Origin of the sequence: Bradyrhizobium sp. 76 (assembly GCF_023073025.1) — a bacterium.
GTDB lineage: Bacteria > Pseudomonadota > Alphaproteobacteria > Rhizobiales > Xanthobacteraceae > Bradyrhizobium.
The window spans coordinates 466,748-488,768 of record NZ_JADPIS010000059.1 but is presented as its reverse complement, the minus strand read 5'-3'; the positions used below and the strand labels follow the sequence as shown (position 1 = coordinate 488,768).

The following is a 22,021-nucleotide window of genomic DNA, read 5'->3' as shown; positions in this document are numbered from 1 at the left end:
TCACCGCAGGCGGCGAGGGGGCACGACTTAACGTACCGCAGCGCCGGACGCTGAGCCCGTTGCGCCCTTTTGCGCCTGCTCCTCCTTTTCGCGATCCGCTGCCGGCATCAGCCGCTTGCGCTCGCGCTCCTTCATGAAGGCATCGTATTGCGGCGTGCCCGCCCGCGGCGGGGCGTCCGCCGGCAAGCCGCCGGCCCATTGCGGGACGTAGTCGCCCATGCCGGACGAGAGCTTTTCGTTGACGGTGCCGCAGCCGGACAGGCCCGCGGAGAGCGCGAGGAGGATCAGGAGGGAACGGGCGGATCTGGGCATTGTACGGAGGCGAAGTCAGCGTGTTGGACGCCAGGTCAGTCTGTCGTCGGGAGAGTAGCCTTCAACAGGTAAAATAGACTTATTCGAGGTAGGTAATTTGATACCGGAGGCTACCTACTCAGACCTTGCCGATGTTCAAATTCTGCAAACAAAAGACCAAATCCTCCATGCACCCGGCCGGCAGCGCTTCTAGACTGCGGCAACGTCTCGCGTCAAAGTGGTTTGGTCGGAGATGGGGCTTTTTCGTTGACAGGTCCATTTTGTTTGTACAATCGTACAAATGATGGCGACCACGATCACGATACCGGGTTACCCGGACGTGACCCGATATCGCTTCTGCCGTTGGCAATCGGAAGGCTCGGCTTGCGCCGAAAGGTCGCCAAACGTCCGATTGACAATAAGGGCGCGAAAGACGCCATGTGGCGCGACATCACGCGTGCGTGAGCTCGATTTAAGGCAAGGACCGGGCACTCGGTCCGGCGCACAAGAGATCAGGAATGAAGGGGAGGGACATCTGATGTTCGAACGCAAAAAACTGTCTCATAAGACTGCCTGGGCCGCAGCAGCGGCCGCCATCGTGGGCCTTACGGCCGTCCTTCCGGCCAAGGCCGAGGATAGCGTCAAGGTCGGTCTGATCCTGCCGATGACCGGCGGCCAGGCCTCGACCGGCAAGCAGATCGAGAACGCGATCAAGCTCTACATGCAGCAGAAGGGCGACACCGTCGCCGGCAAAAAAATCGAGATCATCCTCAAGGACGATGCTGCGATTCCCGACAAGACCAAGACCGCCGCGCAAGAGCTGATTGTCAACGACAAGGTCCATTTCATCGCCGGCTTCGGCGTCACGCCGGCCGCGCTCGCGGCGGCGCCGCTGGCCACGCAAGCCAAGATCCCGGAAGTCGTGATGGCCGCCGGCACCTCCATCATCACCGAGCGCTCGCCCTATATCGTGCGCACCAGCTTCACGCTGGCGCAGTCCTCCACCATCATCGCCGACTGGGCGGTGAAAAACGGCATCAAGAAGGTGGCGACCCTGACCTCGGACTACGCGCCGGGCAATGACGCGCTCAACTTCTTCAAGCAGAACTTCACCGCCGGTGGCGGCGAGGTGGTCGAAGAGGTGAAGACGCCGCTTGCCAATCCCGATTTCGCACCGTTCCTCCAGCGTATGAAGGATGCCAAGCCTGACGCGATCTTCGTGTTCGTGCCGGCCGGCCAGGGCGGCAACTTCATGAAGCAGTATGCCGAACGCGGACTCGACAAGGCGGGCATCAAGGTGATCGGACCGGGTGACGTGACGGACGACGACCTCCTCAACAACATGGGCGACGCCGTGCTGGGCACGGTCACTGCACACCTTTATTCCGCGGCGCATCCCTCGCAGATGAACAAGGATTTCGTCGCGGCCTACAAGAAGGCGTACGGAAACCGGCCGGGCTTCATGGCGGTGAGCGGCTATGACGGCATTCATCTGATCTACGAAGCACTGAAGAAGACCAATGGCGACACCGACGGCACCAAGCTGGTCGAAGCCATGAAGGGCCAGAAGTGGGAGAGCCCGCGCGGCCCGATCTCGATCGACCCCGAGACCCGCGACATCGTGCAGAACATCTACATCCGGAAGGTCGAGAAGGTCGACGGCGAGCTCTACAACGTCGAGTTCGCGACCTTCGAGGCCGTCAAGGATCTCGGCAAGACCAAGAAGTGACGCGCGAAAGCGCGTCATCCCCGAGCGCGCATTAGCGCGCATCGGGGATCTCGCCCGCCACTCTCGTCATGCCCGGGCTTGACCCGGGCATCCACGCGAGAGTCGAACCAGGAACGTGGATGGCCGGGACAAGCCCGGTCATGACGATAACGCCAAGCTGAGACGATGACCTCAATCCTCACCAACCTGTTCGATGGCGTTGCCTACGGCATGCTGCTGTTCGTGCTGGCTTGCGGGCTCGCGGTCACGCTCGGCTTGATGAACTTCGTCAACCTCGCCCATGGCGCCTTCGCCATGGCCGGCGGCTATGTCTGCATGGTGCTGGTCAACCGGATGGGCTGGCCATTCTTCGCTGCATTGCCGCTTGCCTTCGTCTCCTCTGCTGCGATCGGCATTGTGCTCGAGCGCACGCTGTACCGACACCTCTATGCGCGCAGCCATCTCGACCAGGTGCTGTTCACGATCGGCCTCACCTTCATGTCGGTCGCGGCCGTCGACTACATCCAGGGCTCGTCGCGGGTCTTCATCAATTTGCCGGCGGCGCTTCAGGGCCAGTTCGACGTGTTCGGCGTCGGCGTCGGCCGCTACCGGCTGATGATCATCGTGATCTGCGGGCTGCTCACCATTGCTCTCCAGATGGTGCTCGCGAAGACGCGGTTCGGCAGCCGTCTACGCGCTGCGGTCGATGATCCCCGCGCCGCGAGCGGCCTCGGCATCAACGTGCCGCAGGTGTTCGCCTTCACATTTGCTTTTGGTTGCGGCCTGGCTGGTCTCGGCGGCGCGCTGAGCGCCGAGATCCTCGGCCTCGACCCGTATTTTCCGCTGAAGTTCATGATCTACTTCCTGATTGTGGTCACCGTCGGCGGCTCGTCCTCGATCACCGGCCCGTTTCTGGCCTCGCTGCTGCTCGGCATCGGCGACGTCGCCGGCAAATATTACGTCCCGAAGATGGGACCTTTCGTGATCTACACCATGATGATCGTGATCCTGATCTGGCGCCCGAACGGCCTGTTCGGCCGCACGGCCGCGCGTTGAGTTCGCCGATGAGCGCCTCCTCCGACGTCGGCTATCACGCCCAGCGCCAGGCACGCTGGCATTATGGCGAGGCCGCTTTCTGGCTGATCGTGCTGGGCTGCGGCTTCGTATTTCCCACGCGTTATTTGATCATGACGGACATCCTGCGGCTCGCGCTGTTTGCGATGTCGCTCGATCTGATCCTCGGTTACGCCGGCATCGTCTCGCTCGGCCATGCAGCCTTCTTCGGCGCCGGTGCTTACGCGGCGGGGCTTCTCGCGCTGCATGGGATCATCAACGAGCCCGTGCTTGCGCTTGTCGTCGCAGGCCTTGTCGCGATGGTGCTCGGCTTCGCCACCAGCTTCCTGGTGATCCGAGGCGTCGACCTGACGCGGCTGATGGTGACACTCGGCATCGCGTTGTTGCTGGAGGCGCTGGCCGAACGCTTCTCCAACATCACCGGCGGCACCGACGGCCTGCAGGGTATCGAGATGCAGCCGATCTTCGGTGAGATCCCGTTCGACATGTTCGGCAAGACCGGCTTCTTCTATTCGCTCGCCGTTCTGTTCCTGTTGTTCCTGTTCGCCCGCCGCGTCGTGCATTCGCCGTTCGGGCTGTCGTTGCGGGCGATCAAGAACAATCCGCTGCGCGCGGCCGCGATCGGCATTCCCGTCAACCGCCGCCTGATTGCGATCTACACACTCGCGGCGTTCTATGCCGGCATCGCAGGCGCACTGTTCACCCAGACCACCGCGATCGCCTCGCTCGACGTGTTCGCCTTCGAGCGCTCGGCGGACCTGATGCTGGTGCTCGTGATCGGCGGCACCGGCTATCTCTATGGCGGCCTGATCGGCGCGGTGCTGTTCCGCATGCTGCAGGAGTTGTTCTCCACCATCACCCCGCAATACTGGCAGTTCTGGATCGGGCTCGTGCTGGTCGTGATCGTCCTGGTCGGCCGGCAGCGCCTGCATCGCTGGATGCTGTATGTGCCCAATCTGGTCATCAAGCAGATAGCCGGGCGCAAGGCCGTCGTCGCCGTGCCGGAGAGCGACGCATGACCATCGCGCTCGAAACCCAGAATCTCGAAAAGCAGTTCGGTGGTCTGCGCGTCACTCGCGACTTGTCGCTAAAAATCGAACAAGGCGCCCGCCACGCGCTGATCGGCCCGAACGGCGCCGGCAAGACCACGGTCATCAACCAGCTCACCGGCGTGCTCAAGCCGAACTCGGGCCGCATCCTGCTCGAAGGCCAGGACATCACCGATCTGCCCGTGCACAAGCGCGTATTGCGCGGCTTGTCGCGTACCTTCCAGATCAACCAGCTCTATCCCGACCTGACCCCGCTCGAGACCATCGGTCTCGCTGTCTCCGAGCGCCTCGGCCATGGCGGTGACTGGTGGCGGCGGATGGGTACGCGCAGCGACGTCAACGGCGAGATCGCCGACCTCCTGACACGCTTCCACCTGCTTGACGTCATGAACGAGCAGACGGTGACGCTGCCTTACGGCAAGCAGCGCCTGCTCGAGATCGCGGTCGCGATCGCCGCCAAGCCGCGCGTGCTGCTGCTGGATGAGCCCGCCGCCGGCGTGCCTGAGAGCGAGCGCCATGACATTCTCGCCGTCGTTGGCAGCCTGCCGCGCGACGTCACGGTGCTGCTGATCGAGCACGACATGGACCTCGTGTTCTCCTTCGCCGACCGCATCTCTGTCCTGGTCTCCGGTGCGCTGCTCACCGAAGGACCGCCCGAGCAGGTCGCGCGCGACCCGCAGGTCAAGGCGGTCTATCTCGGCGAGGAGGCGGTCAATGTCTGACCTGCTCGCGATCGACTCGCTTCGCGCCGGCTACGGCGAGGCCGTGGTGCTGCCGAACATGTCCCTGCGTCTCTCCGAAGGCCAGGTGCTGGCACTGTTGGGGCGCAACGGCACCGGCAAGACCACGCTGATCAATTCGATCGTCGGCGTCACCCGTCGCTTCTCCGGCAATGTCCGGCTGGCCGGTAGCGACGTCACGACTTTGCGGCCGGACCAGCGGGCGCGCGCCGGGATCGGCTGGGTGCCGCAGGAGCGCAACATCTTCCGCTCGCTCACGGTGGAGGAGAACATGTCCGCAGTGGCCCAGCCCGGCCCCTGGACGGTCGAGAGGGTCTACGAGATGTTCCCGCGGCTGAAGGAGCGGCGGAGCAATTTTGGCAACCAGCTCTCCGGCGGCGAGCAGCAGATGCTGGCGATTGGTCGCGCGCTGACCCTCAATCCGAAAGTGCTTCTCCTGGACGAGCCGACCGAGGGCCTTGCCCCCATCATCGTCGAGGAGCTTTTGAAGGCGATCGGGACCATCACCCGGGCGGGCGGCATCTGCTCGATTATCGTCGAGCAGAATGCCCAAAAGATTCTGGGGCTGGCCGACCGTGTTGTGATATTGGAGCGCGGAACGATCGTCCACGACGCCCCGAGCGCCGCGCTGAAGGCCGACCCGTCGGTCCTCGAGCGCCACCTCGGCGTCGCAGGGGCGGCGGCCCACTAAAAATAACTGGGAGTAAGAAATGCAGCGAACCAAAGCCCCCTTCCGCGCCGACGAGGTCGGCAGCCTCCTGCGCCCCGCGAAGATCAAGGAAGCCCGCGCCAGGCTGGAGAAGGGCGAGATCTCGGCCGACGATCTGCGCAAGATCGAGGACATGGAGATCGAGAAGGTCGTGCATAAGCAGGCCTCGCTCGGCCTGAAGCTCGCAACCGACGGCGAATTCCGCCGCTCCTGGTGGCATTTCGACTTCCTGGCCAAGCTCACCGGCTGCGAAATGTTCCACCCCGACACCGGCATCCAGTTCGCGGGCGTCGAGACGCGGCATGACGCGGTGCGGGTGATCGGCAAGCTCGATTTCCCCGATGACCATCCGATGCTGGATCACTTCCGCTTCCTGAAGAAGGTCGCCGACCAGGCCCACGTCACCGCGAAGATGACGATCCCGTCGCCGGCGGTGCTGCACTTCCGTGGCGGCCGCAAGGCGATCTCCAAGGACGTGTATCCCGATCTCGACGCCTTCTACGAAGACCTCGGCAAGACTTATCGCAAGGCCGTGAAGGCGTTCTATGACGCCGGCTGCCGCTATCTCCAGTTCGACGACACCGTGTGGGCCTATCTCTGCTCGCCGGACGAATTGCAGAAGGCGCGCGAGCGGGGCGACAATCCCGAGGGTCTCCAGCAGATCTATGCGCGCGTCATCAACTACGCGCTGGCGGAGAAGCCCGCCGACATGGTGGTGACGACGCATGTCTGCCGCGGCAATTTCCGTTCGACCTGGATTTCTTCAGGCGGCTACGAGCCGGTTGCCGAGACCATGCTCGCCGGCACCAATTACGACGGCTATTTCCTCGAATACGACAGCGACCGCGCGGGTGGCTTCGAGCCGCTGCGCTTCCTGCCCAAGGGCAACAAGGTCGTCGTGGTCGGCGTCATCACCTCGAAATTCGGTGAGCTCGAGAAGAGGGATGACATCAAGCGCCGTCTCGAGGAAGCCGCCAAGTTCGCCCCGCTGGAGCAGCTCGCACTATCGCCGCAGTGCGGTTTTGCGTCGACGGAGGAGGGCAACGTCCTCTCCGAAGAGGAACAGTGGGCCAAGCTCAGCCTCGCCGTGGAGATCGCAAAGGAAGTGTGGGGCCAATAGGGCTCCACTCGCTCACTGTCATTCCCCGCGAAGGCGGGGAATCCAGTACGCCGCGGCTTCTCGGAGAATCGCTGACTTCTCGGCGTACTGGATCGCCCGGTCAAGCCGGGCGATCACAGCTGAGGGTGAGGCACACGCCCTTCATTTCTCCGCCAGATAAACCTCGCCCAGCAGCGACGAGTTCGACCACGGCACCTGCTTGTTCTTCGTGGTCGAGACCACCTCGGCCCGCACCCGCGTCAGCATCTGCTGCACTTCCAGGCCAGGCGTGCCGAGATGGCGGGAGAGCGCGGCGGAGAACGGCGAGTTGGCGCCTTCACCGTCGAGCGCGACCTGGCCCGGCGCAGTGGCGAAAGCGATCAGCGTGCCGGCGCCGAGCGTCGCGCCGGCGCCCAGGCTCGTTGGCGCTGCAAGGCCCGAGGCAGCTTCGATGGCGCGGTTGGTGCCAGCTGATGCAACCTGCTGTGCCATCGGATTATTGCGGCAGGCATCGAAGATCAAAATGTTGGTGCGGACTTGGTCGTCGAGGCCGGCCATGATCGTATCCATGTCGATCATCGCGTCCGTCATCCTCGCGCCCGGCTTGAGCTCGACGTCGACGGGAATGAGATAGTTGCGACCCTCGACCTGCACGCCGTGGCCGGCATAGTAGACCACCACGATTTGCGCCCGCGCCGCCTCCCGCAAGAAGTCACGCGTCATCTTTTGCATCGCCGCGCGGTCGAGATCGACGCCTTCTGACACAGTGAAGCCGATGTTGCGCAGGCTCTTCGCAACGGCGCGCGCGTCATTGGGCGGATTGGGCAGTGCCTTGACATGCGCATAGGCGCCATTGCCAATGATCAGCGCCATGCGCGTGCCGCGCGCGGCCGGAGCAGGCGAGGGGGACGGCGCGGCACCCGTCTGCTGGGGAGCCGGTGCCTGTGCCTGCTCGGTCGTCGGTGACGGCCCATCCCGCGGGATCGGCACGCTAGCGTCGGTGACCAGCGACAGCCGCACCTTTGCCGTGGCCTGATTGGCCTTGCTGCCGGCATCGGAAGCCGTGATTGCAAGCGTCGCCTTGTAGTCGTCCCTCGCGTGCGCGTAATCGCCTTTCGCCTCATAGGCCAGCGCGCGATGGGTGTAGCCCGAGATCAGCACGCTGTTCGGCGGCGTCATGATGTTGACGGGCGGCTTCTCTTTCGCGAGCCGAATCGCTTCGCTGCCGTCGGCAATCGCGCGATCGTAATCGCCTCTGACGCGCCAGATCGCGGTCCGGTTGATCAGCGGCTGCGGCAGTGTCGGGTCGAGCCGGATCGCTTGGTTAATGTCGGCCAGCGCGCCGTCGAGGTCGCCGAGCGCCTCCTTCGCGATGCCGCGGTTCTGGAACGAGAACGCCGATCTCGGGTCGGCTTTAATCGACATGTCGTAGTCGACGATCGCCTTGGCGTAGTCGCCCTTGCCGCGCCAGGCATTGCCGCGATTGTGGAATATGGTACCGCTCGGCGGGCCAAGCTTCAGCGCGTCGTCGAAATCGGCAATCGCGATTTCGTACTCGCCTCTGTCGTAGTAGGCCGATCCCCTGAGATTATAGACTGCCTGGCTCGGCTGGAGCCGGATCGCTTCCGTGGCGTCGGTGATGACCTTTAGGTATTCGCCCTTCTTGTTCCAGCCCACCGCGCGCCAGAAGTAGACCGTTGCGAGCTGCTCGCCTCTGAACACCTTCAGCGCGATGATCTTGCTGCAGGCGTCGATCATCTGGTCCGCCGGCGTGGTGTCGGTGGTGCAGAGCGGCCCAAGCTGGTTGCGCGCCTGCGAAAAAGCGGGCGCCGACCACAGCGTTGCGGCGAGCAGGCAAAGCGCGACGAGGAGGCGACGCATCGGTGGTGGTCCCGTTGAGGAGAGGCGTCTGTTTGTTGCCCGGCAGGGGAAGGTGGTTCATGGCCTCGCTGCTGTGCACACGGCAGCGGGGGCGGCTCTATCCCCTCTTCCCTCAGTGGGCAGATTTTGCTAGGAGGCGCTACCCAATCCTTCTGCCCACTGCGTCCCACTTCATGAAGAATGACGAAATCCTGAGCCAAATCACCGAGTTCTGCCGCAAGGCCGACATGGCGGAATCGACGTTTGGCCGGCGCGCGGTGAACGATGGGAAGCTTGTGCATCGCCTGCGCGAGGGCAAGCGCATCACGATCGACACGCTGGACCGGATCCAGGCTTATATGGCCGCATCGATGGCCGGCGGCGTGCCTCCCCCGCGGGGACTTCAGGTGCCGCCGGAAAAGCGCGATCCGCGCGGCAATTTCCGCTTCTTCGAGAACCGCCAGAAATACCTGCTGTTCGTCCACACTTGCAGTGAGAAGCGGGTGGTCGCCGAGCGCGTGGCGCTGGAGCTTGCCAGCATTCATCCCCGGCCGCCGGCGCTGCGCGTGTTCGATGCCGGCGTTGGCGACGGCACGGTACTGGCGCGCGTGCTGCGCGCGATGCACCAGCGCTTTCCGCACATGCCGTTCTATGTCGCCGGCAAGGAGCTCAGTCTCGAGGACCTCCGCCTGACGCTGGACAAGGTGCCGGATCGCATTTTCGAGCATCCGGCCTCGGTGTTCGTTTTTACCAACATGCTTTACGCGGAGGCGCCCTGGCTCACGCCGGCATCGCCCGCGGCGGCCGCCGCGACCGTCTGGCATGAGGTTCCCCTGCGGGGGGCTTCCTCGGGCGAGTTCGAGACGCAAATCGCGGAGTTGAAGCCGTTTTTGGAGCAGAACTGGCGCGCGGCGGTCAGCCCGCGCACGGGGATGCCGCTCTATGAGCGGCCTGTCGTGCTGGTGCTCTACCGTGAAGATCAGCGGTTTCTGCTCGATTCGACCATTCCACGGCCGGGCCAGGCCGAGGCCAATTTTGACCTCGTTATTGCATCCCAGCCATACCGCGCGCTGTCCTCGGTCAATTTCCGGGCAAAACGGATCATTGCGCCCCTGGCGCGGGCCTTGCGGGCAGGCGGCCGCCTGATCGGAATTCACTCCCACGGGCAGGATCCGGGCATGGAGATGATCCAGGCGATCTGGCCCGGAGAAAATCCTTTCTCGGTGAGCCGTCATGAGCTATTGCGCGCGGTGAAGTATGAGCTCGGCTCGGTGGGCCGCGACCTAAATTTTAATGCTTACGCAGATAACCGCTCGATCTTCAGGTATGATATGGAAGCGCTGCCCAACGAGGTGACAGGCACTATCGGAACCTCGACGGCCTTTGCAGCCTGGAATGCGGCGGTGTATGTCGCTCAGATTGAGGACGACCGGTTGACGGAAATGACTCAAAACGGCCGCACTCTGGATGCCGCCAGGGACGTGCTGCGAAAGTATAATGGGCTCTGGTTTCTCGACGAATCCTACGTCATCTCGCGCCGGCGTGATTGACATCATTCAAAGCTAAACATCGCAAACGCCCGCCAGCTAGCGGCGGAACAAGGGGTTACTGATGCGCGCGTCCTATCTCTTCACCAGCGAGTCCGTGTCCGAAGGCCATCCGGACAAGGTGTGCGACCGGATCTCCGACGAGATCGTCGATCTGTTCTACCGCGAAGGACCGAAAGCCGGCATCGATCCCTGGCAAATTCGCGCCGCCTGCGAAACGCTCGCGACCACCAACAAGGTCGTGATCGCCGGTGAGACCCGCGGTCCTGCATCCGTCACCAACGAGCAGATCGAAGGCGTCGTGCGCGCCGCGATCAAGGACATCGGCTACGAGCAGGAAGGTTTCCACTGGCAGAAGGCCGACATCGAGATCCTGCTGCATCCGCAGTCCGCCGACATCGCGCAGGGCGTGGATGCGCTGCAGCCGGGCGAAGTCAAGGAAGAGGGCGCGGGCGACCAGGGCATCATGTTCGGCTACGCCACCAACGAGACGCCGGATCTGATGCCGGCGCCGATCTTCTACGCCCACAAGATCCTCCGTCTCATCTCCGAAGCGCGCCACTCCGGCCGCGAGAAGGTGTTGGGCCCGGACTCCAAGAGCCAGGTCACCGTGCAGTACGAGAACGGCAAGCCGGTCGGCGTGCGCGAGATCGTGGTGTCGCATCAGCATCTGGTCGAGGACATCTCGTCCAAGCAAATTCGCGACATCGTCGAGCCCTATGTGCGCGAGGCGCTGCCGAAGGACTGGATCACGGCGAAGACCATCTGGCACATCAACCCGACCGGCAAGTTCTACATCGGCGGTCCCGACGGCGATTCCGGCCTGACCGGCCGCAAGATCATCGTCGACACCTATGGTGGTGCGGCTCCGCACGGTGGCGGCGCGTTCTCCGGCAAGGATCCGACCAAGGTCGACCGCTCGGCCGCCTATGCGGCACGCTATGTCGCCAAGAACATCGTCGCGGCCGGTCTTGCGGATCGCTGCACATTGCAGCTCGCCTACGCCATCGGCGTGGCGCGTCCGCTGTCGATCTACATCGACACCCACGGCACCGGTAAGGTGTCGGAGGATCAGCTCGAGAAGGCCGCCGCCAAGGCGATGGATCTCACCCCGCGTGGCATCCGCAGCCATCTCGATCTCAACCGCCCGATCTACGCGCGCACCTCCGCCTATGGCCATTTCGGCCGTACCCCCGACAACGAGGGCGGCTTCTCCTGGGAGAAGACCGATCTCGTTGAAGCGCTCAAGCGCGCGGTCTGATCACCGACGTCATTCCCGGGGCGCCGCCACAGCGGCGAACCCGGAATTCTTCCATCGAGATTCCGGGCTCGCTCCTTCAGGGCGGCCCGGAATGACCAATTCAACAACAGGACGCCCGCAATGAACGCGAAGCCCGGCTTCACCGATTACATCGTCAAGGACATTTCGCTCGCCGATTTCGGCCGCAAGGAGCTCTCGCTCGCCGAGACCGAGATGCCCGGCCTGATGGCCACCCGCGAAGAGTATGGCCCGAGGCAGCCGCTGAAGGGCGCGCGCATCGCAGGCTCCCTGCACATGACAATCCAGACCGGCGTGCTGATCGAGACGCTGGCCGCGCTCGGCGCCGACATCCGCTGGGTCTCCTGCAACATCTATTCGACGCAGGACCACGCCGCGGCGGCGATCGCAGCCGCCGGCATCCCGGTGTTCGCCGTCAAGGGTGAGAGCCTTACCGAGTACTGGGACTACACCGCCAAGCTGTTCGACTGGCACGGCGGCGGTCACCCGAACATGATCCTCGACGACGGCGGCGACGCCACCATGTACGTCCATCTCGGTCTGCGCGCCGAGAACGGCGACACCAAGTTCCTGGACAAGCCGGGTTCGGAAGAAGAGGAAGTCTTCTTCGCGCTTCTGAAGAAGCAGCTCAAGGAGAAGCCGAAGGGCTACTTCGCCGAGATCGCCAAGAGCATCAAGGGCGTTTCCGAAGAGACCACCACGGGCGTGCATCGTCTCTATGACATGCAGAAGGCGGGCACGCTGCTATGGCCGGCCATCAACGTCAACGACAGCGTCACCAAGTCGAAGTTCGACAACCTCTATGGCTGCCGTGAATCGCTGGTCGACGGCATCCGCCGCGGCACCGACGTGATGATGTCCGGCAAGGTCGCGATGGTCGCGGGCTTCGGCGACGTCGGCAAGGGTTCTGCCGCCTCGCTGCGCCAGGCCGGCTGCCGCGTCTTGGTCTCCGAAGTCGATCCGATCTGCGCGCTGCAGGCGGCGATGGAAGGCTATGAAGTCGTTACCATGGAAGACGCCGCGCCCCGTGCCGACATCTTCGTCACCGCGACCGGCAACAAGGACATCATCACGATCGAGCACATGCGCGCGATGAAGGATCGCGCCATCGTCTGCAACATCGGTCACTTCGACAACGAGATCCAGATCGCGGGTCTGCGTAACCTGAAATGGACCAACATCAAGCCGCAGGTCGACGAGATCGAATTCCCCGACAAGCACCGCATCATCATGCTGTCGGAAGGCCGCCTCGTGAATCTCGGCAATGCGATGGGCCATCCGTCCTTCGTGATGTCGGCATCCTTCACCAACCAGACGCTGGCGCAGATCGAGCTCTTCGCCAACAACAAGGACGGCAAGTACAAGAAGGAAGTCTACGTGCTGCCGAAGTCGCTCGACGAAAAGGTCGCGCGCCTGCACCTCGCCAAGATCGGCGTCAAGCTCACCGAGCTGCGCAAGGATCAGGCCGACTACATCGGCGTCAAGCAGGAAGGTCCGTACAAGTCGGACCATTATCGGTACTGATCCGCTGATCGTATCTATTTTCGACGCAAAGCCCCGGAGCGATCCGGGGCTTTGTTGTCTTGAGCGCGACGAACGCGTCTCTTCGCGGTTGTGTCAGGGCCGATTGCCAGTTGACGAGCGATGATCCCGGTCAGACAATTCCTGGCGGCGGAGGAAACAATGGCTCAAGACCATTTCGATGTGCTGATCGTCGGTGCCGGCCTGTCCGGGATCGGCGCGGGCTATCATCTGCAGACCAAATGCCCGGGCAAGAGCTACGTCATCCTCGAGGGGCGCGACTGCGTCGGCGGTACCTGGGATCTGTTTCGCTATCCTGGCGTCCGCTCCGACAGCGACATGTTCACGCTCGGCTATTCCTTCAAGCCGTGGACCGATCCGAAGGCGATCGCGGACGGCGCGCAGATTCTCAATTATGTGCGCGAAACCGCAGCCGAGAACGGTATCGAGAAGCACATCCGCTTCCACCATCGTGTCAAGCGTGCGGCGTGGTCGACGAGTGAGGCGCGCTGGACCGTCGAGGCCGAGCGCATCACCGGCGAGGGCGCCACCGAAACCGTGCGCTTTACCTGCAATTTACTGTTCATGTGCTCGGGGTATTACAAGTACGAGGCGGGCTATACGCCGGAGTTCAAGGGCGTCGTGGATTTCGCCGGCCGCATCGTGCATCCGCAGAAATGGACCGACGACATCGACTGCGCGGGCAAGCGCGTCGTCGTGATCGGCTCGGGCGCGACCGCAGTGACGCTGGTGCCGGAGCTCGCCAAGACGGCCGCGCAGGTCACGATGCTGCAGCGCTCACCGACCTATGTGGTGTCGCGCCCGGCACAGGATCCCGTCGCCAACAAATTGCGGCGCAATCTGCCGACGCGGCTTGCCTATCATCTGATCCGCTGGCGCAACGTGATGTGGGGGATGTTCTTCTTCCAGCTCAGTCGGCGCCGCCCTGCGAAGGTGAAGGAGCTGGTTCTCAAGGGCGTGCAGATGGCGCTCAGCCCCGACTACGACGTCGCGACCCATTTCACGCCGCGCTACAATCCGTGGGACCAGCGGCTCTGCCTCGTGCCGGATGGCGACCTGTTCAAGGCGATTCGCGAGCAGCGCGCCTCCGTGGTGACCAAAGAGATCGACATGTTCACCCAGGGCGGTATCCGCCTGAAGGACGGCAGCGAGCTTGCGGCGGACATCATCGTGACCGCGACGGGACTGGTGCTCCAGGTCGTCGGCGGTCTCGACATCAGTGTCGACGGCCGCACCGTCGATTTCGCCAATACGCTGACCTACAAAGGCATGATGTATGCCGAGGTGCCCAACATGGCCTCCGCCTTCGGCTACACCAACGCATCATGGACACTGAAATGCGACCTCACCTGCGAATATGTCTGCCGCCTGATCAACTACATGGACCGGCACAATTTCCGGCAGTGCATGCCGCACAATGACGATCCCTCGATTACCGCGCAGCCGTCGCTCGACTTCACCTCGGGTTATGTGCAGCGCTCGGTCGCAAAGATGCCGAAGCAAGGCTCGAAGCAGCCGTGGCGGCTCTACCAGAACTACGCGCTCGACATCGTCTCCTTGCGGTTCGGCCGGATCGACGACGGCGTGATGCAATATTCCTGATCGCGACGACCTCGGCGTTCTAAGCCTTACGGGTGGTAAGCGGCAGGGCAAAATCAATCGCGAGTGCGAGCACCACCGCGCCACCGCCCAGCGCGAACAGGACGAGATAATCGCCGCCGGTCTGCGCGTAGATCCAGGAGAAGCCGTAGGCCGCGGCCGCCTGGAACAGCGCAAAGCTGGTCGTGGCATGGCTCCACGTCCTGCGCTGCTGCTCGGCAGAATGGGGGACCAGCTCATGGATACGTCCGAGCACGAGCGGTACGATGCCGGGTGTGAAGCCGCCGACCACGACGCTCGACACGATCAGCGAGAGAGGCGCGGTACTGACGGTCGGGAGCAACACGGCGGCCGCTTCGATCAGGAAGGCGGCGCGTAGCGCGGGTCCAAACCCGGCGCGATCGCCGAGGTGACCGGTGACCAGGGGGCCGACGATTGCGCCAAGGCCGTAGAGCACCCAGTAGTGCGATCCCGCGGCAATACCCTGGCCGAGGCCGCGCGCGACGAAATCGACGATGAAGACCATGTGCGGCACCAGCGCCACCGCGTTGAGGCCGTATTGGACGAGCAAGCCGCGAACGGCGGGCGAAGCGTGCTTCGCCGGCTGCGATGACACGGTATCGGTCTTGGCCTCGGCAGGCCAGTTCCACCAGCTCACCAGCGTGAGCGTGCCAGAGACCACGCCAAGACCATACCAACTCTGTTGCAAGCCTTGCTGCAGCAATAGCGGCACCAGCGTGCCCGATGCGGCGACACCGAGCCCGACACCGGCAAAGATCACGCCGCCGACCATGCCGCGCTTTGCGGCCGAGGTATGGGGCAGAATGACGGAGGCCGCCAGTACCATGATGATTCCGCCGGTGAGCCCCGACAGGAAGCGCCAGGCGAAGAACCAGGTGAACGACACCGGGGTTGAGCTGGCAAAAAAAGAGAGGGTCGCGAGCAACATCATCGCCCGCAAGGTGCGAACGGCGCCGATGCGCGCGGCCACGGTCCGCGCCGCGAGCGCGCCGGCGAGATAGCCGGCCAGGTTCGCTGCACCGAGATAGACGACGTCGGACGCGCCGAACCATTTTGCGGCGATCAGGGCCGGGATCAGCGGCGTATAGGAAAAGCGCGCGAGGCCGAGTCCGACCAGCGATGCTGACAATCCGGCTACCGCATATCGCCGGGTTTGCTGTGAAGAAATCTCTGATGTCGAACCCGACCGCTGATGCGGTCGGGGATGAACTTGCTGCTTGGCATCTGCGTCTGTCATGTCGTCCTCGTGCGCGCCAAGGCGCTAGCGTTCAGTGGCCGGCGCTCTGGCCGCCGTCGACATGCAGGATCTCGCCGGTGACGAAGGAGGCGCCCTCGAGATAGAGCACGGCATCGACGATGTCGGACATCTCGCCCATATGGCCGACGGGATGCAGCCCATCGAGCTGGGCGTGCGTCGCGACGGGATGCATCGGCGACTTGATGATGCCGGGCGACACCGCGTTGACGCGGATACCGCGCTTGGCATATTCGATCGCGAGCGACTTGGTCGCGGCGCTCAACCCGCCCTTGCTCAGCGAGGCCAGCACCGAGGGCACGTTCGAATTGGCCTGGTCGACCAGCGTGGTTGTGATCTGGACGACGTGCCCGGACCCCTGCTTCTCCATCTCGGCGATGGCAAGCTGCGTGACGTGGAAGAAGCCCGCGACGTTGGTGCCCATCACCGCCGCATAGTCCTCCGCCGTGTACTGCGTGAACGGCTTTGCGACGAAGATGCCGGCGTTGTTGACCAGCGTGTCGACGCGGCCGAAGCGGGCGACGGCTTGCGAGACCACCCGCTCGGCGGTGTTCCGGTCGGCGATGTCGCCGGCAATGGCGAGGACATCGTCATCGCCCGACGGCTTGATGGAGCGCGCTGTCGCGACGACGCGATAGTTTCGATCGCGAAAACCCTGGACTAGGGCCGCACCGATGCCCTGCGAGGCACCGGTGACGATGGCAACCTTCTGTTCGATACCCATGATGGGCTCCTGTTGCTGGATTTCAGAACCTGCGCCAGCGGGGCTGGCTTGACGGATGAGGTACGCCGCAGCGGGCTGGCTGCGAATATGCGCTGTCCGGCAGACACTCTTTCGCGGCGCGAACGAATGCCGAACCGGCGTTCGGCGGTGGTTGTCGCGGCAGGAGCGAACGCCTAGCTTGCAGTCGGAGCTCGATGGGCTGGTGGGAGACGTATGGATCGTCTGGATGCGATGAAGGTGTTTGTCCTTGCGGTGGACGACGGCAGCCTTGCCGCTGCGGGCCGCAAGCTCGGCCGTTCGCCGGCGGCGGTGAGCCGCGCCATTGCTTTCCTGGAGCAGCGGGTCGGTGCCGAGCTGCTGCACCGGACCACACGCTCCATCAAGCTGAGCGAGGAGGGCGAGCGCTACGTCGCGGTCTGCAGGCGCGTGCTTACCGAGCTGGAGGAGGCCGACGACATCGCGGCCGGGCCGCGCACGGCGCCCCGCGGCCTGCTCACGATCACCGCCCCGGTGGTGTCGGGTGAGATGGTGCTGCGGCCGATCCTCGATGCCTTTCTCGATGCCTATCCGACCGTGTCGGCAAAACTCCTGCTGTTCGATCGCGCGGTCAATCTGATCGAGGAGGGGGTCGACGTCGCGCTCCGCATCGGCCATCTCGCGGATTCAGCGATGGTCGCGATGCGGGTCGGCGAGATCAGCCGCGTCGTGGTGGCATCACCACGCTATCTGAAGCAGCACCCGCGCATCACCGAGCCCGGCGATCTCGCCAAGCACCAGATCGTCGCGATGGCCCACCTTCCCAATTCGTGGACCTTTGCGCCGCAGGTCGGCTCGTCGGCTGCCCGCACGGTGCAGTTCACGCCGCGGCTCGTCGTCAACAGCACCTATGCGGCGGTGGCCTCGGCCGTCGCCGGCCGCGGTGTGGCGCGAATGTATTCGTACCAGGTGGGTGAGCAGGTCGCGCGCGGCGAGCTCGAGATCGTGCTGCCCGGCGACGAGGATCCCGAGATGCCCGCGCATTTGATCTGTCCGCAGGGCCGGCTCTCGGTGCCGAAGGTGCGGACCTTCACGGACTTTGCGGTGCCGCGGCTGAAGAAGCAGTTTGCACAGCTCAAGAACAGCATCACTGCGCGGTGAGCCGCTGCGCGCACGGGCAATGCGTTGTTTTGCGTATACGGCCGCTAGGCTGAATCAGCCATGCTGCCCGAACGGTTAACGTCGGATTAACCGCGGAGTCCTAGCCTGTCTCGGCCGGGGTTACTTGCAAGGCCGAGGTGAGCCCAATGGAAGCCCAGAGAATCGCGGTCGACGCCGTCGTCGCGTTGACCGATTGCGACCGCGACGCCGTCATCGCGTTCATCCGCCGCCTGTATCTCGCCGGCGTCACCGACCCCAAGCGCCTGACCTTCAAGGGTCTCCAGGCCCTGTCACGGGCGTGACTAGGGCCGCGTACAATCAATTACTGAACGGTCGGATCGTTGATCCGGATTGACGTGACACGGTCCGCCTGCACTTCGAATGAGAAGGGCCATGGGTGATAGGTCCAGAGATCGGTCTTCTCTAGCCCGCTCGGCCCGACATGGAAGGGGCCGCCGAGCTGCGCCATCAGCTTCTCGGTGCTGTCGCCGAGATTGATGTGGTTGAAGCTGTAGCCCGGGGGCGGGTGCCGGCCCGCTGACCTGAAGCGCGGCCTCATCGTGCTGTCGGCTGCGATGACCGCGTCTAGTGATGGTGCTTGTGTGCTTCGGAGCTATCGGGGCGTTGGTAACCTCGCAGCTCCGCGTATCGCTGCATCTGGTTCTGATCGAGCAAGGCGGTCGTCGACAGATGATATTTGAGGTGGCTTTCGCGGAGCAAGGCCTGGGTTTCCGCAATGGCAACGAGGGTCGCCTTGAGTGACTCCGATGTCACGACGCGGGCAGAGAAGAGCCGGTCCAACTCCGTTTCCTGCTCGACCAGCTTGTTACCCAGCGGGACCGCCTCTTGCTTCATGGCCTCGAACAGGCGCTGAACCCGGATGCGCTGATCTGCGGTCAAGTCAAGCCGGTCACCGAACTCAAGAACATGGCTCGGACCGGGATATCCATTGAGTTCGGCGGCAAGCGCCAGGCCCATGCCACGTCCGGCTCGAAGATCGTCGATCTGCTGGTGCGACAGCGCCTTGATGGGGCGCTGCTCAAGGCCGGCATAGGGCTGACCGGATTGCGCGCTGGCAACGTTGCACGAGATGATAAGCGTGGCCGCAAGCAGGAGAAGGCGTCTCATGAGTCTGGCTCCATGAAATCGGCCCGGTTCGTCGATCGATCTCCACCGGTGCTCTTCCCATATCTTGCTGGACGGTTCGCCTCATGGCAACAAGATTGCCTGATTGAGCGATCAAACATGGAGCAGGTAATGGCCCCGTTGCCGGTTGCGAACACTGAGCTGGTGCAATTCTTCCGCGCGTGGCTGGAGACGTTCGCAGGTTATGTCCGCGAGGTCGACTATGCTTCGGCGCGGCCGCTCTTCCATCCGGATGTGCTGGCCTTCGGCACGCACAACGACGTCATTCCCGGCCTCGACCAATGGGTCACCACGCAATGGGATAACGTCTGGCCCAAGACGGCCGACTTCCGTTTCGTCATCGACCAGGCCTCGATCCTGGCATCGTCTGATGGCACGATGGCGACCGTGATCGTGCCGTGGACGAGCACAGGCTATCATCCCGACGGCAGCGCGTTTCCGCGCCCCGGCCGGGCCACGATGGTGTTTTCAAGACATGGCGATGGTTGGCTGTGCGTGCATTCCCACATGTCGCTCAATCGGGGTGTGCCGCAGGCAAGCCACGCCGATCGGCCCGTGAAGGCTTGGTAGATCGGCATCGTCCGCCAGCGAAATGCAAAAGGCCCCGGACATGCCCGAGGCCTTCTTAGTTCGAGCCGCCGTGAGCCTTACTCGGGTTGGCCGATCGAGACCTTCAGCGTGCCGACGCCGTCGACGCCGCATTCGAGCTTGTCGCCGGGCTGGAGCTGCGACACGCCGGCCGGCGTGCCCGTCATGATGATGTCGCCGGCGGCGAGCTTCACCTGCTGCGAGAGCTGCCAGATGATCTCGGGCACGTTCCAGATCAGCTCGGTGAGATCGCCTTTCTGCGCTTCCTTGCCGTTGACCGTGAGCCAGATCTTGCCCTTGGCGGGATGGCCGATCTTCGATGCCGGCTGCACCGCGGAGCAGGGCGCCGAATAGTCGAACGACTTGCCGATCTCCCACGGACGCTCCTTCTTGCGCGAGGCGATCTGGAGGTCGCGGCGGGTCAAGTCGATGCCGACGGCATAGCCGTAGACATGGTCGAGCGCCTTGTCGGCGGGAATGTTGAGGCCGCCGCTCTTCATCGCGACGATCAGCTCGACCTCGTGATGCAAATCCTTGGTCAGCGGCGGATAGGGAATGGTGGCGCCGTCGGGCACCAGCATGTCGGCGTGCTTGGCGAAGAAGAACGGCGGGGCGCGCTCGTCATTGCCCATCTCGCGGATGTGCTCGAGATAGTTGCGGCCGACGCACCAGATGCGGCGCACGGGATACCGCCCGCTTTCCCCGACGACGGGAAGGGAAGCCTGGGTCGGAAGCGGGATGACGTAGGAGGCGGCGTTCATGGTGCGATCTCGCTGCTCTTGAGGTGAAGGGAACTCTATGCGGTTGCGCTGATCGGCGCCAGAGCGCCGGCGTCGTGATGCTGCAAGCGGAAGAACGAGGCGTAGCGCCCGCCGCGGCGGAGCAGCTCGTCATGCCGGCCCTGCTCGACGATCTCGCCGCCCTCGACCACCAGGATCGCATCGGCGTGCATGATGGTGTGCAGGCGATGCGCGATCACGATCGTGGTGCGGTTCTGGCAGAGATGCTCGATCGCCTCCTGCACCTGCCGTTCGGATTCCGAATCGAGCGCGGCGGTGGCTTCGTCGAGCAGGATGATCGGCGCGTTCTTGATCAGCGCGCGCGCGACCGCGATGCGCTGGCGCTGGCCGCCGGACAGCTGCGTGCCGTGTTCGCCGACGGGCGTGTCGTAGCCGAGCGGGAAGCCCATGATGAAATCATGCGCGCAGGCTGCTTTCGCAGCATCGATGATCTGGTCTTCGGTCGCGCCCGCGCGGCCGAAGGCGATGTTGTTGCGGATGGTGTCGCGGAACAGATAGACGTCCTGGCCGACATAGGCGGTCTGAGCCCGCAGCGATTTTCGCGAGACGGCGCCGATCGACTGGCCGTCGATCACGATGTCGCCTTGCGTCACCTCGTAGAAGCGCAGCAGCAACCCCAGCACGGTCGATTTGCCGCCGCCGGAGGGGCCGACCAGCGCGGTGACCTTGCCGGGCTCGGCAACAAAGCTCATGCGATTGAGGACGGTCTCACCGTTGCGATAGGAAAAGCTGACGTCGCGCAGCTCGATGCGTGCGTTCGAGAGTTTCAGCGCCGGCTTGTCGTCGTCGGAATGCTCGCTCGCAGGGCTGTCGACGACTTCGAGCAGCATGCGGGCGCCGACGAGCTGGCTGTTGAGGTCGATGTTGAGCCGCGCCAGCCGCTTGGCCGGCTCGGTCGCCATCAGGAACGCCGTCATGAAGGAAAAGAACGCGCCGGGCGTGGCGTTGAGCGCGACCACGCTGTAGCCGCCGTAAAGCAAACAGCCGGCGACTGCGAAGCCGCCGAGCATCTCCATCAGCGGATTGGAGCGATTGGCGACGCGGGCCATCTTGTTGGCGTTGCGCTCGACGATCGCGATATTCTCGTCGATGCGGTTTTGCATGGTGTCTTCGAGCGTGAACGCTTTCACCGTGCGGATGCCCTGCAGCGATTCCTGCATCGTCTCCAGGATGTCGGCGGTGCCGGTGAACTGGTTGTAGGCGAGCCCCTTGATGCGCTTGACCAGCTTGCGCAGCACCAGCATCGCCGGCGGCACCGCGACGAGGCCGATGAACGACATCACTGGATCCTGCCACACCATCACGCCGATCATGGCGACCAGCATCATGAGGTCGCGCCCGACCGCATTGACCAGCATGTTGAGGACATCAGTGATGGACTTTGCACCGGCTGTCAGCCGCGCTAGAAATTCCGACGAATGCCGCTCGGAGAAGAATCCGACGCTCTCGCGCATCAGCTTGGCGAACAGCTGGCGCTGGTTGGTGGCGAGGATCGCGTTGGAGATCTTGGTCAGGATCACCATGTGGCCGTAGGTCGCCACGCCCTTGATGAAGAGCAGGATCACGGTGATGCCCGAGAACATCGCGATGCCCGGGATGTTCTTGTCGACATAGGCCTGGTTGATGACCTGGCCGAGCACGTAGGTCGCGCCCGCGGTCGATCCGGCGGCAAGCGCCATCAGCGCGAAGGCGACGAGGTAGCGCCGCCAGTAGATGATCCCCTGTTCCGTGACCAGGCGGCGAATCAGCACCGCAGCCGCATAGGGATTGTCGGTGATTTTCTTTGGAAACTGAGCCATCCGCAGTCCATTGACGGCACAGGAAAAAACCTGCCCGCGCGTCAGGGATCGAAT

Annotated in this window: 21 protein-coding genes; 13 read left to right on the top strand and 8 right to left on the bottom strand. The window is 63.7% G+C overall.

Annotated elements, in window-relative coordinates:
• Window positions 1–27 precede the first annotated feature (27 nt).
• Window positions 28–312 carry a hypothetical protein gene (locus IVB48_RS14715; protein WP_247290188.1) on the bottom strand — a complete coding sequence of 95 codons (285 nt, stop codon included), beginning with the start codon at window positions 310–312 and terminating at the stop codon, window positions 28–30.
• Window positions 313–829: 517 nt separating this feature from the next.
• Here IVB48_RS14715 and IVB48_RS14710 point away from each other — a divergent pair.
• From IVB48_RS14710 to IVB48_RS14685, 6 genes are all read left to right on the top strand, one after another.
• Window positions 830–2,020, top strand: a complete 1,191-nt coding sequence (locus IVB48_RS14710) for an ABC transporter substrate-binding protein (RefSeq protein ID WP_027566804.1) — start codon at window positions 830–832, stop codon at window positions 2,018–2,020.
• A gap of 165 nt (window positions 2,021–2,185) precedes the next feature.
• On the top strand, window positions 2,186–3,055 hold the full coding sequence (locus IVB48_RS14705; protein WP_027566805.1) for a branched-chain amino acid ABC transporter permease: 870 nt from the start codon (window positions 2,186–2,188) through the stop codon (window positions 3,053–3,055).
• An 8-nt stretch (window positions 3,056–3,063) separates the two neighbouring features.
• Complete coding sequence (locus IVB48_RS14700; protein ID WP_027566806.1) at window positions 3,064–4,092, top strand: branched-chain amino acid ABC transporter permease; 1,029 nt, start codon at window positions 3,064–3,066, stop codon at window positions 4,090–4,092.
• Window positions 4,089–4,844, top strand: coding sequence for an ABC transporter ATP-binding protein (locus IVB48_RS14695; protein WP_007612502.1), 756 nt, complete (start codon window positions 4,089–4,091; stop codon window positions 4,842–4,844). The genes IVB48_RS14700 and IVB48_RS14695 overlap by 4 nt, the downstream gene beginning before the upstream one ends.
• Window positions 4,837–5,553 carry an ABC transporter ATP-binding protein gene (locus tag IVB48_RS14690; protein ID WP_027566808.1) on the top strand — a complete coding sequence of 239 codons (717 nt, stop codon included), beginning with the start codon at window positions 4,837–4,839 and terminating at the stop codon, window positions 5,551–5,553. The genes IVB48_RS14695 and IVB48_RS14690 overlap by 8 nt, the downstream gene beginning before the upstream one ends.
• A 19-nt stretch (window positions 5,554–5,572) precedes the next feature.
• Window positions 5,573–6,691: a cobalamin-independent methionine synthase II family protein gene (locus tag IVB48_RS14685; RefSeq protein ID WP_027566809.1), complete on the top strand. Its 1,119-nt coding sequence runs from the start codon at window positions 5,573–5,575 to the stop codon at window positions 6,689–6,691.
• Window positions 6,692–6,832: 141 nt separating this feature from the next.
• Here the strand turns inward: IVB48_RS14685 and IVB48_RS14680 are convergent, their stop codons facing one another.
• Complete coding sequence (locus IVB48_RS14680; protein ID WP_247400502.1) at window positions 6,833–8,551, bottom strand: caspase family protein; 1,719 nt, start codon at window positions 8,549–8,551, stop codon at window positions 6,833–6,835.
• Window positions 8,552–8,724: 173 nt separating this feature from the next.
• Here IVB48_RS14680 and IVB48_RS14675 point away from each other — a divergent pair, with 173 nt between their 5' ends.
• From IVB48_RS14675 to IVB48_RS14660, 4 genes are all read left to right on the top strand, one after another.
• On the top strand, window positions 8,725–10,080 hold the full coding sequence (locus IVB48_RS14675; RefSeq protein ID WP_027519010.1) for a hypothetical protein: 1,356 nt from the start codon (window positions 8,725–8,727) through the stop codon (window positions 10,078–10,080).
• Between the two features lie 61 nt (window positions 10,081–10,141).
• On the top strand, window positions 10,142–11,338 hold the full coding sequence (metK, locus tag IVB48_RS14670) for a methionine adenosyltransferase (protein WP_247290184.1): 1,197 nt from the start codon (window positions 10,142–10,144) through the stop codon (window positions 11,336–11,338).
• A gap of 120 nt (window positions 11,339–11,458) precedes the next feature.
• Window positions 11,459–12,880: an adenosylhomocysteinase gene (ahcY, locus tag IVB48_RS14665; RefSeq protein ID WP_247400501.1), complete on the top strand. Its 1,422-nt coding sequence runs from the start codon at window positions 11,459–11,461 to the stop codon at window positions 12,878–12,880.
• Window positions 12,881–13,039: 159 nt separating this feature from the next.
• Complete coding sequence (locus tag IVB48_RS14660; RefSeq protein WP_247290179.1) at window positions 13,040–14,500, top strand: NAD(P)/FAD-dependent oxidoreductase; 1,461 nt, start codon at window positions 13,040–13,042, stop codon at window positions 14,498–14,500.
• A 19-nt stretch (window positions 14,501–14,519) separates the two neighbouring features.
• Here IVB48_RS14660 and IVB48_RS14655 read toward each other — a convergent pair whose 3' ends face one another.
• A complete protein-coding gene (locus IVB48_RS14655; RefSeq protein ID WP_247290177.1) occupies window positions 14,520–15,755 on the bottom strand; it encodes a YbfB/YjiJ family MFS transporter in 1,236 nt (411 codons plus the stop codon).
• A 31-nt stretch (window positions 15,756–15,786) separates the two neighbouring features.
• The gene (locus IVB48_RS14650) at window positions 15,787–16,497 is read right to left on the bottom strand and encodes an SDR family oxidoreductase (RefSeq protein WP_247290175.1); all 711 of its coding nucleotides are present in this window, start codon (window positions 16,495–16,497) and stop codon (window positions 15,787–15,789) included.
• 213 nt (window positions 16,498–16,710) lie between these two features.
• Here IVB48_RS14650 and IVB48_RS14645 point away from each other — a divergent pair, with 213 nt between their 5' ends.
• Complete coding sequence (locus IVB48_RS14645) at window positions 16,711–17,634, top strand: LysR family transcriptional regulator (RefSeq protein WP_247400500.1); 924 nt, start codon at window positions 16,711–16,713, stop codon at window positions 17,632–17,634.
• A gap of 146 nt (window positions 17,635–17,780) precedes the next feature.
• Window positions 17,781–17,936 (top strand): hypothetical protein, encoded by a 156-nt coding sequence (locus tag IVB48_RS14640; protein WP_007612486.1) that lies wholly within the window; start codon window positions 17,781–17,783, stop codon window positions 17,934–17,936.
• Between the two features lie 20 nt (window positions 17,937–17,956).
• Here the strand turns inward: IVB48_RS14640 and IVB48_RS14635 are convergent, their stop codons facing one another.
• Together IVB48_RS14635 and IVB48_RS14630 are read right to left on the bottom strand one after the other, a co-directional pair.
• Window positions 17,957–18,193, bottom strand: coding sequence for a hypothetical protein (locus tag IVB48_RS14635; RefSeq protein ID WP_247290171.1), 237 nt, complete (start codon window positions 18,191–18,193; stop codon window positions 17,957–17,959).
• 26 nt (window positions 18,194–18,219) lie between these two features.
• Window positions 18,220–18,762 (bottom strand): hypothetical protein, encoded by a 543-nt coding sequence (locus IVB48_RS14630; RefSeq protein ID WP_247290170.1) that lies wholly within the window; start codon window positions 18,760–18,762, stop codon window positions 18,220–18,222.
• A 129-nt stretch (window positions 18,763–18,891) separates the two neighbouring features.
• Here IVB48_RS14630 and IVB48_RS14625 point away from each other — a divergent pair, with 129 nt between their 5' ends.
• Window positions 18,892–19,350: a nuclear transport factor 2 family protein gene (locus IVB48_RS14625; RefSeq protein WP_247290168.1), complete on the top strand. Its 459-nt coding sequence runs from the start codon at window positions 18,892–18,894 to the stop codon at window positions 19,348–19,350.
• Between the two features lie 77 nt (window positions 19,351–19,427).
• Here IVB48_RS14625 and IVB48_RS14620 read toward each other — a convergent pair whose 3' ends face one another.
• Window positions 19,428–20,129, bottom strand: a complete 702-nt coding sequence (locus IVB48_RS14620) for a fumarylacetoacetate hydrolase family protein (protein WP_027566820.1) — start codon at window positions 20,127–20,129, stop codon at window positions 19,428–19,430.
• Window positions 20,130–20,164: 35 nt separating this feature from the next.
• On the bottom strand, window positions 20,165–21,967 hold the full coding sequence (locus IVB48_RS14615) for an ABC transporter ATP-binding protein (protein ID WP_247290166.1): 1,803 nt from the start codon (window positions 21,965–21,967) through the stop codon (window positions 20,165–20,167).
• Between the last annotated feature and the right edge of the window lie 54 nt (window positions 21,968–22,021).

Coding starts and splice junctions, on each gene's coding strand:
- IVB48_RS14715 (WP_247290188.1), bottom strand. CDS start 312: ATGCCCAGATCCGCCCGTTCCCTCCTGATCCTCCTCGCGCTCTCCGCG.
- IVB48_RS14710 (WP_027566804.1), top strand. CDS start 830: ATGTTCGAACGCAAAAAACTGTCTCATAAGACTGCCTGGGCCGCAGCA.
- IVB48_RS14705 (WP_027566805.1), top strand. CDS start 2,186: ATGACCTCAATCCTCACCAACCTGTTCGATGGCGTTGCCTACGGCATG.
- IVB48_RS14700 (WP_027566806.1), top strand. CDS start 3,064: ATGAGCGCCTCCTCCGACGTCGGCTATCACGCCCAGCGCCAGGCACGC.
- IVB48_RS14695 (WP_007612502.1), top strand. CDS start 4,089: ATGACCATCGCGCTCGAAACCCAGAATCTCGAAAAGCAGTTCGGTGGT.
- IVB48_RS14690 (WP_027566808.1), top strand. CDS start 4,837: ATGTCTGACCTGCTCGCGATCGACTCGCTTCGCGCCGGCTACGGCGAG.
- IVB48_RS14685 (WP_027566809.1), top strand. CDS start 5,573: ATGCAGCGAACCAAAGCCCCCTTCCGCGCCGACGAGGTCGGCAGCCTC.
- IVB48_RS14680 (WP_247400502.1), bottom strand. CDS start 8,551: ATGCGTCGCCTCCTCGTCGCGCTTTGCCTGCTCGCCGCAACGCTGTGG.
- IVB48_RS14675 (WP_027519010.1), top strand. CDS start 8,725: ATGAAGAATGACGAAATCCTGAGCCAAATCACCGAGTTCTGCCGCAAG.
- metK (WP_247290184.1), top strand. CDS start 10,142: ATGCGCGCGTCCTATCTCTTCACCAGCGAGTCCGTGTCCGAAGGCCAT.
- ahcY (WP_247400501.1), top strand. CDS start 11,459: ATGAACGCGAAGCCCGGCTTCACCGATTACATCGTCAAGGACATTTCG.
- IVB48_RS14660 (WP_247290179.1), top strand. CDS start 13,040: ATGGCTCAAGACCATTTCGATGTGCTGATCGTCGGTGCCGGCCTGTCC.
- IVB48_RS14655 (WP_247290177.1), bottom strand. CDS start 15,755: ATGACAGACGCAGATGCCAAGCAGCAAGTTCATCCCCGACCGCATCAG.
- IVB48_RS14650 (WP_247290175.1), bottom strand. CDS start 16,497: ATGGGTATCGAACAGAAGGTTGCCATCGTCACCGGTGCCTCGCAGGGC.
- IVB48_RS14645 (WP_247400500.1), top strand. CDS start 16,711: ATGGATCGTCTGGATGCGATGAAGGTGTTTGTCCTTGCGGTGGACGAC.
- IVB48_RS14640 (WP_007612486.1), top strand. CDS start 17,781: ATGGAAGCCCAGAGAATCGCGGTCGACGCCGTCGTCGCGTTGACCGAT.
- IVB48_RS14635 (WP_247290171.1), bottom strand. CDS start 18,193: ATGAGGCCGCGCTTCAGGTCAGCGGGCCGGCACCCGCCCCCGGGCTAC.
- IVB48_RS14630 (WP_247290170.1), bottom strand. CDS start 18,762: ATGAGACGCCTTCTCCTGCTTGCGGCCACGCTTATCATCTCGTGCAAC.
- IVB48_RS14625 (WP_247290168.1), top strand. CDS start 18,892: ATGGCCCCGTTGCCGGTTGCGAACACTGAGCTGGTGCAATTCTTCCGC.
- IVB48_RS14620 (WP_027566820.1), bottom strand. CDS start 20,129: ATGAACGCCGCCTCCTACGTCATCCCGCTTCCGACCCAGGCTTCCCTT.
- IVB48_RS14615 (WP_247290166.1), bottom strand. CDS start 21,967: ATGGCTCAGTTTCCAAAGAAAATCACCGACAATCCCTATGCGGCTGCG.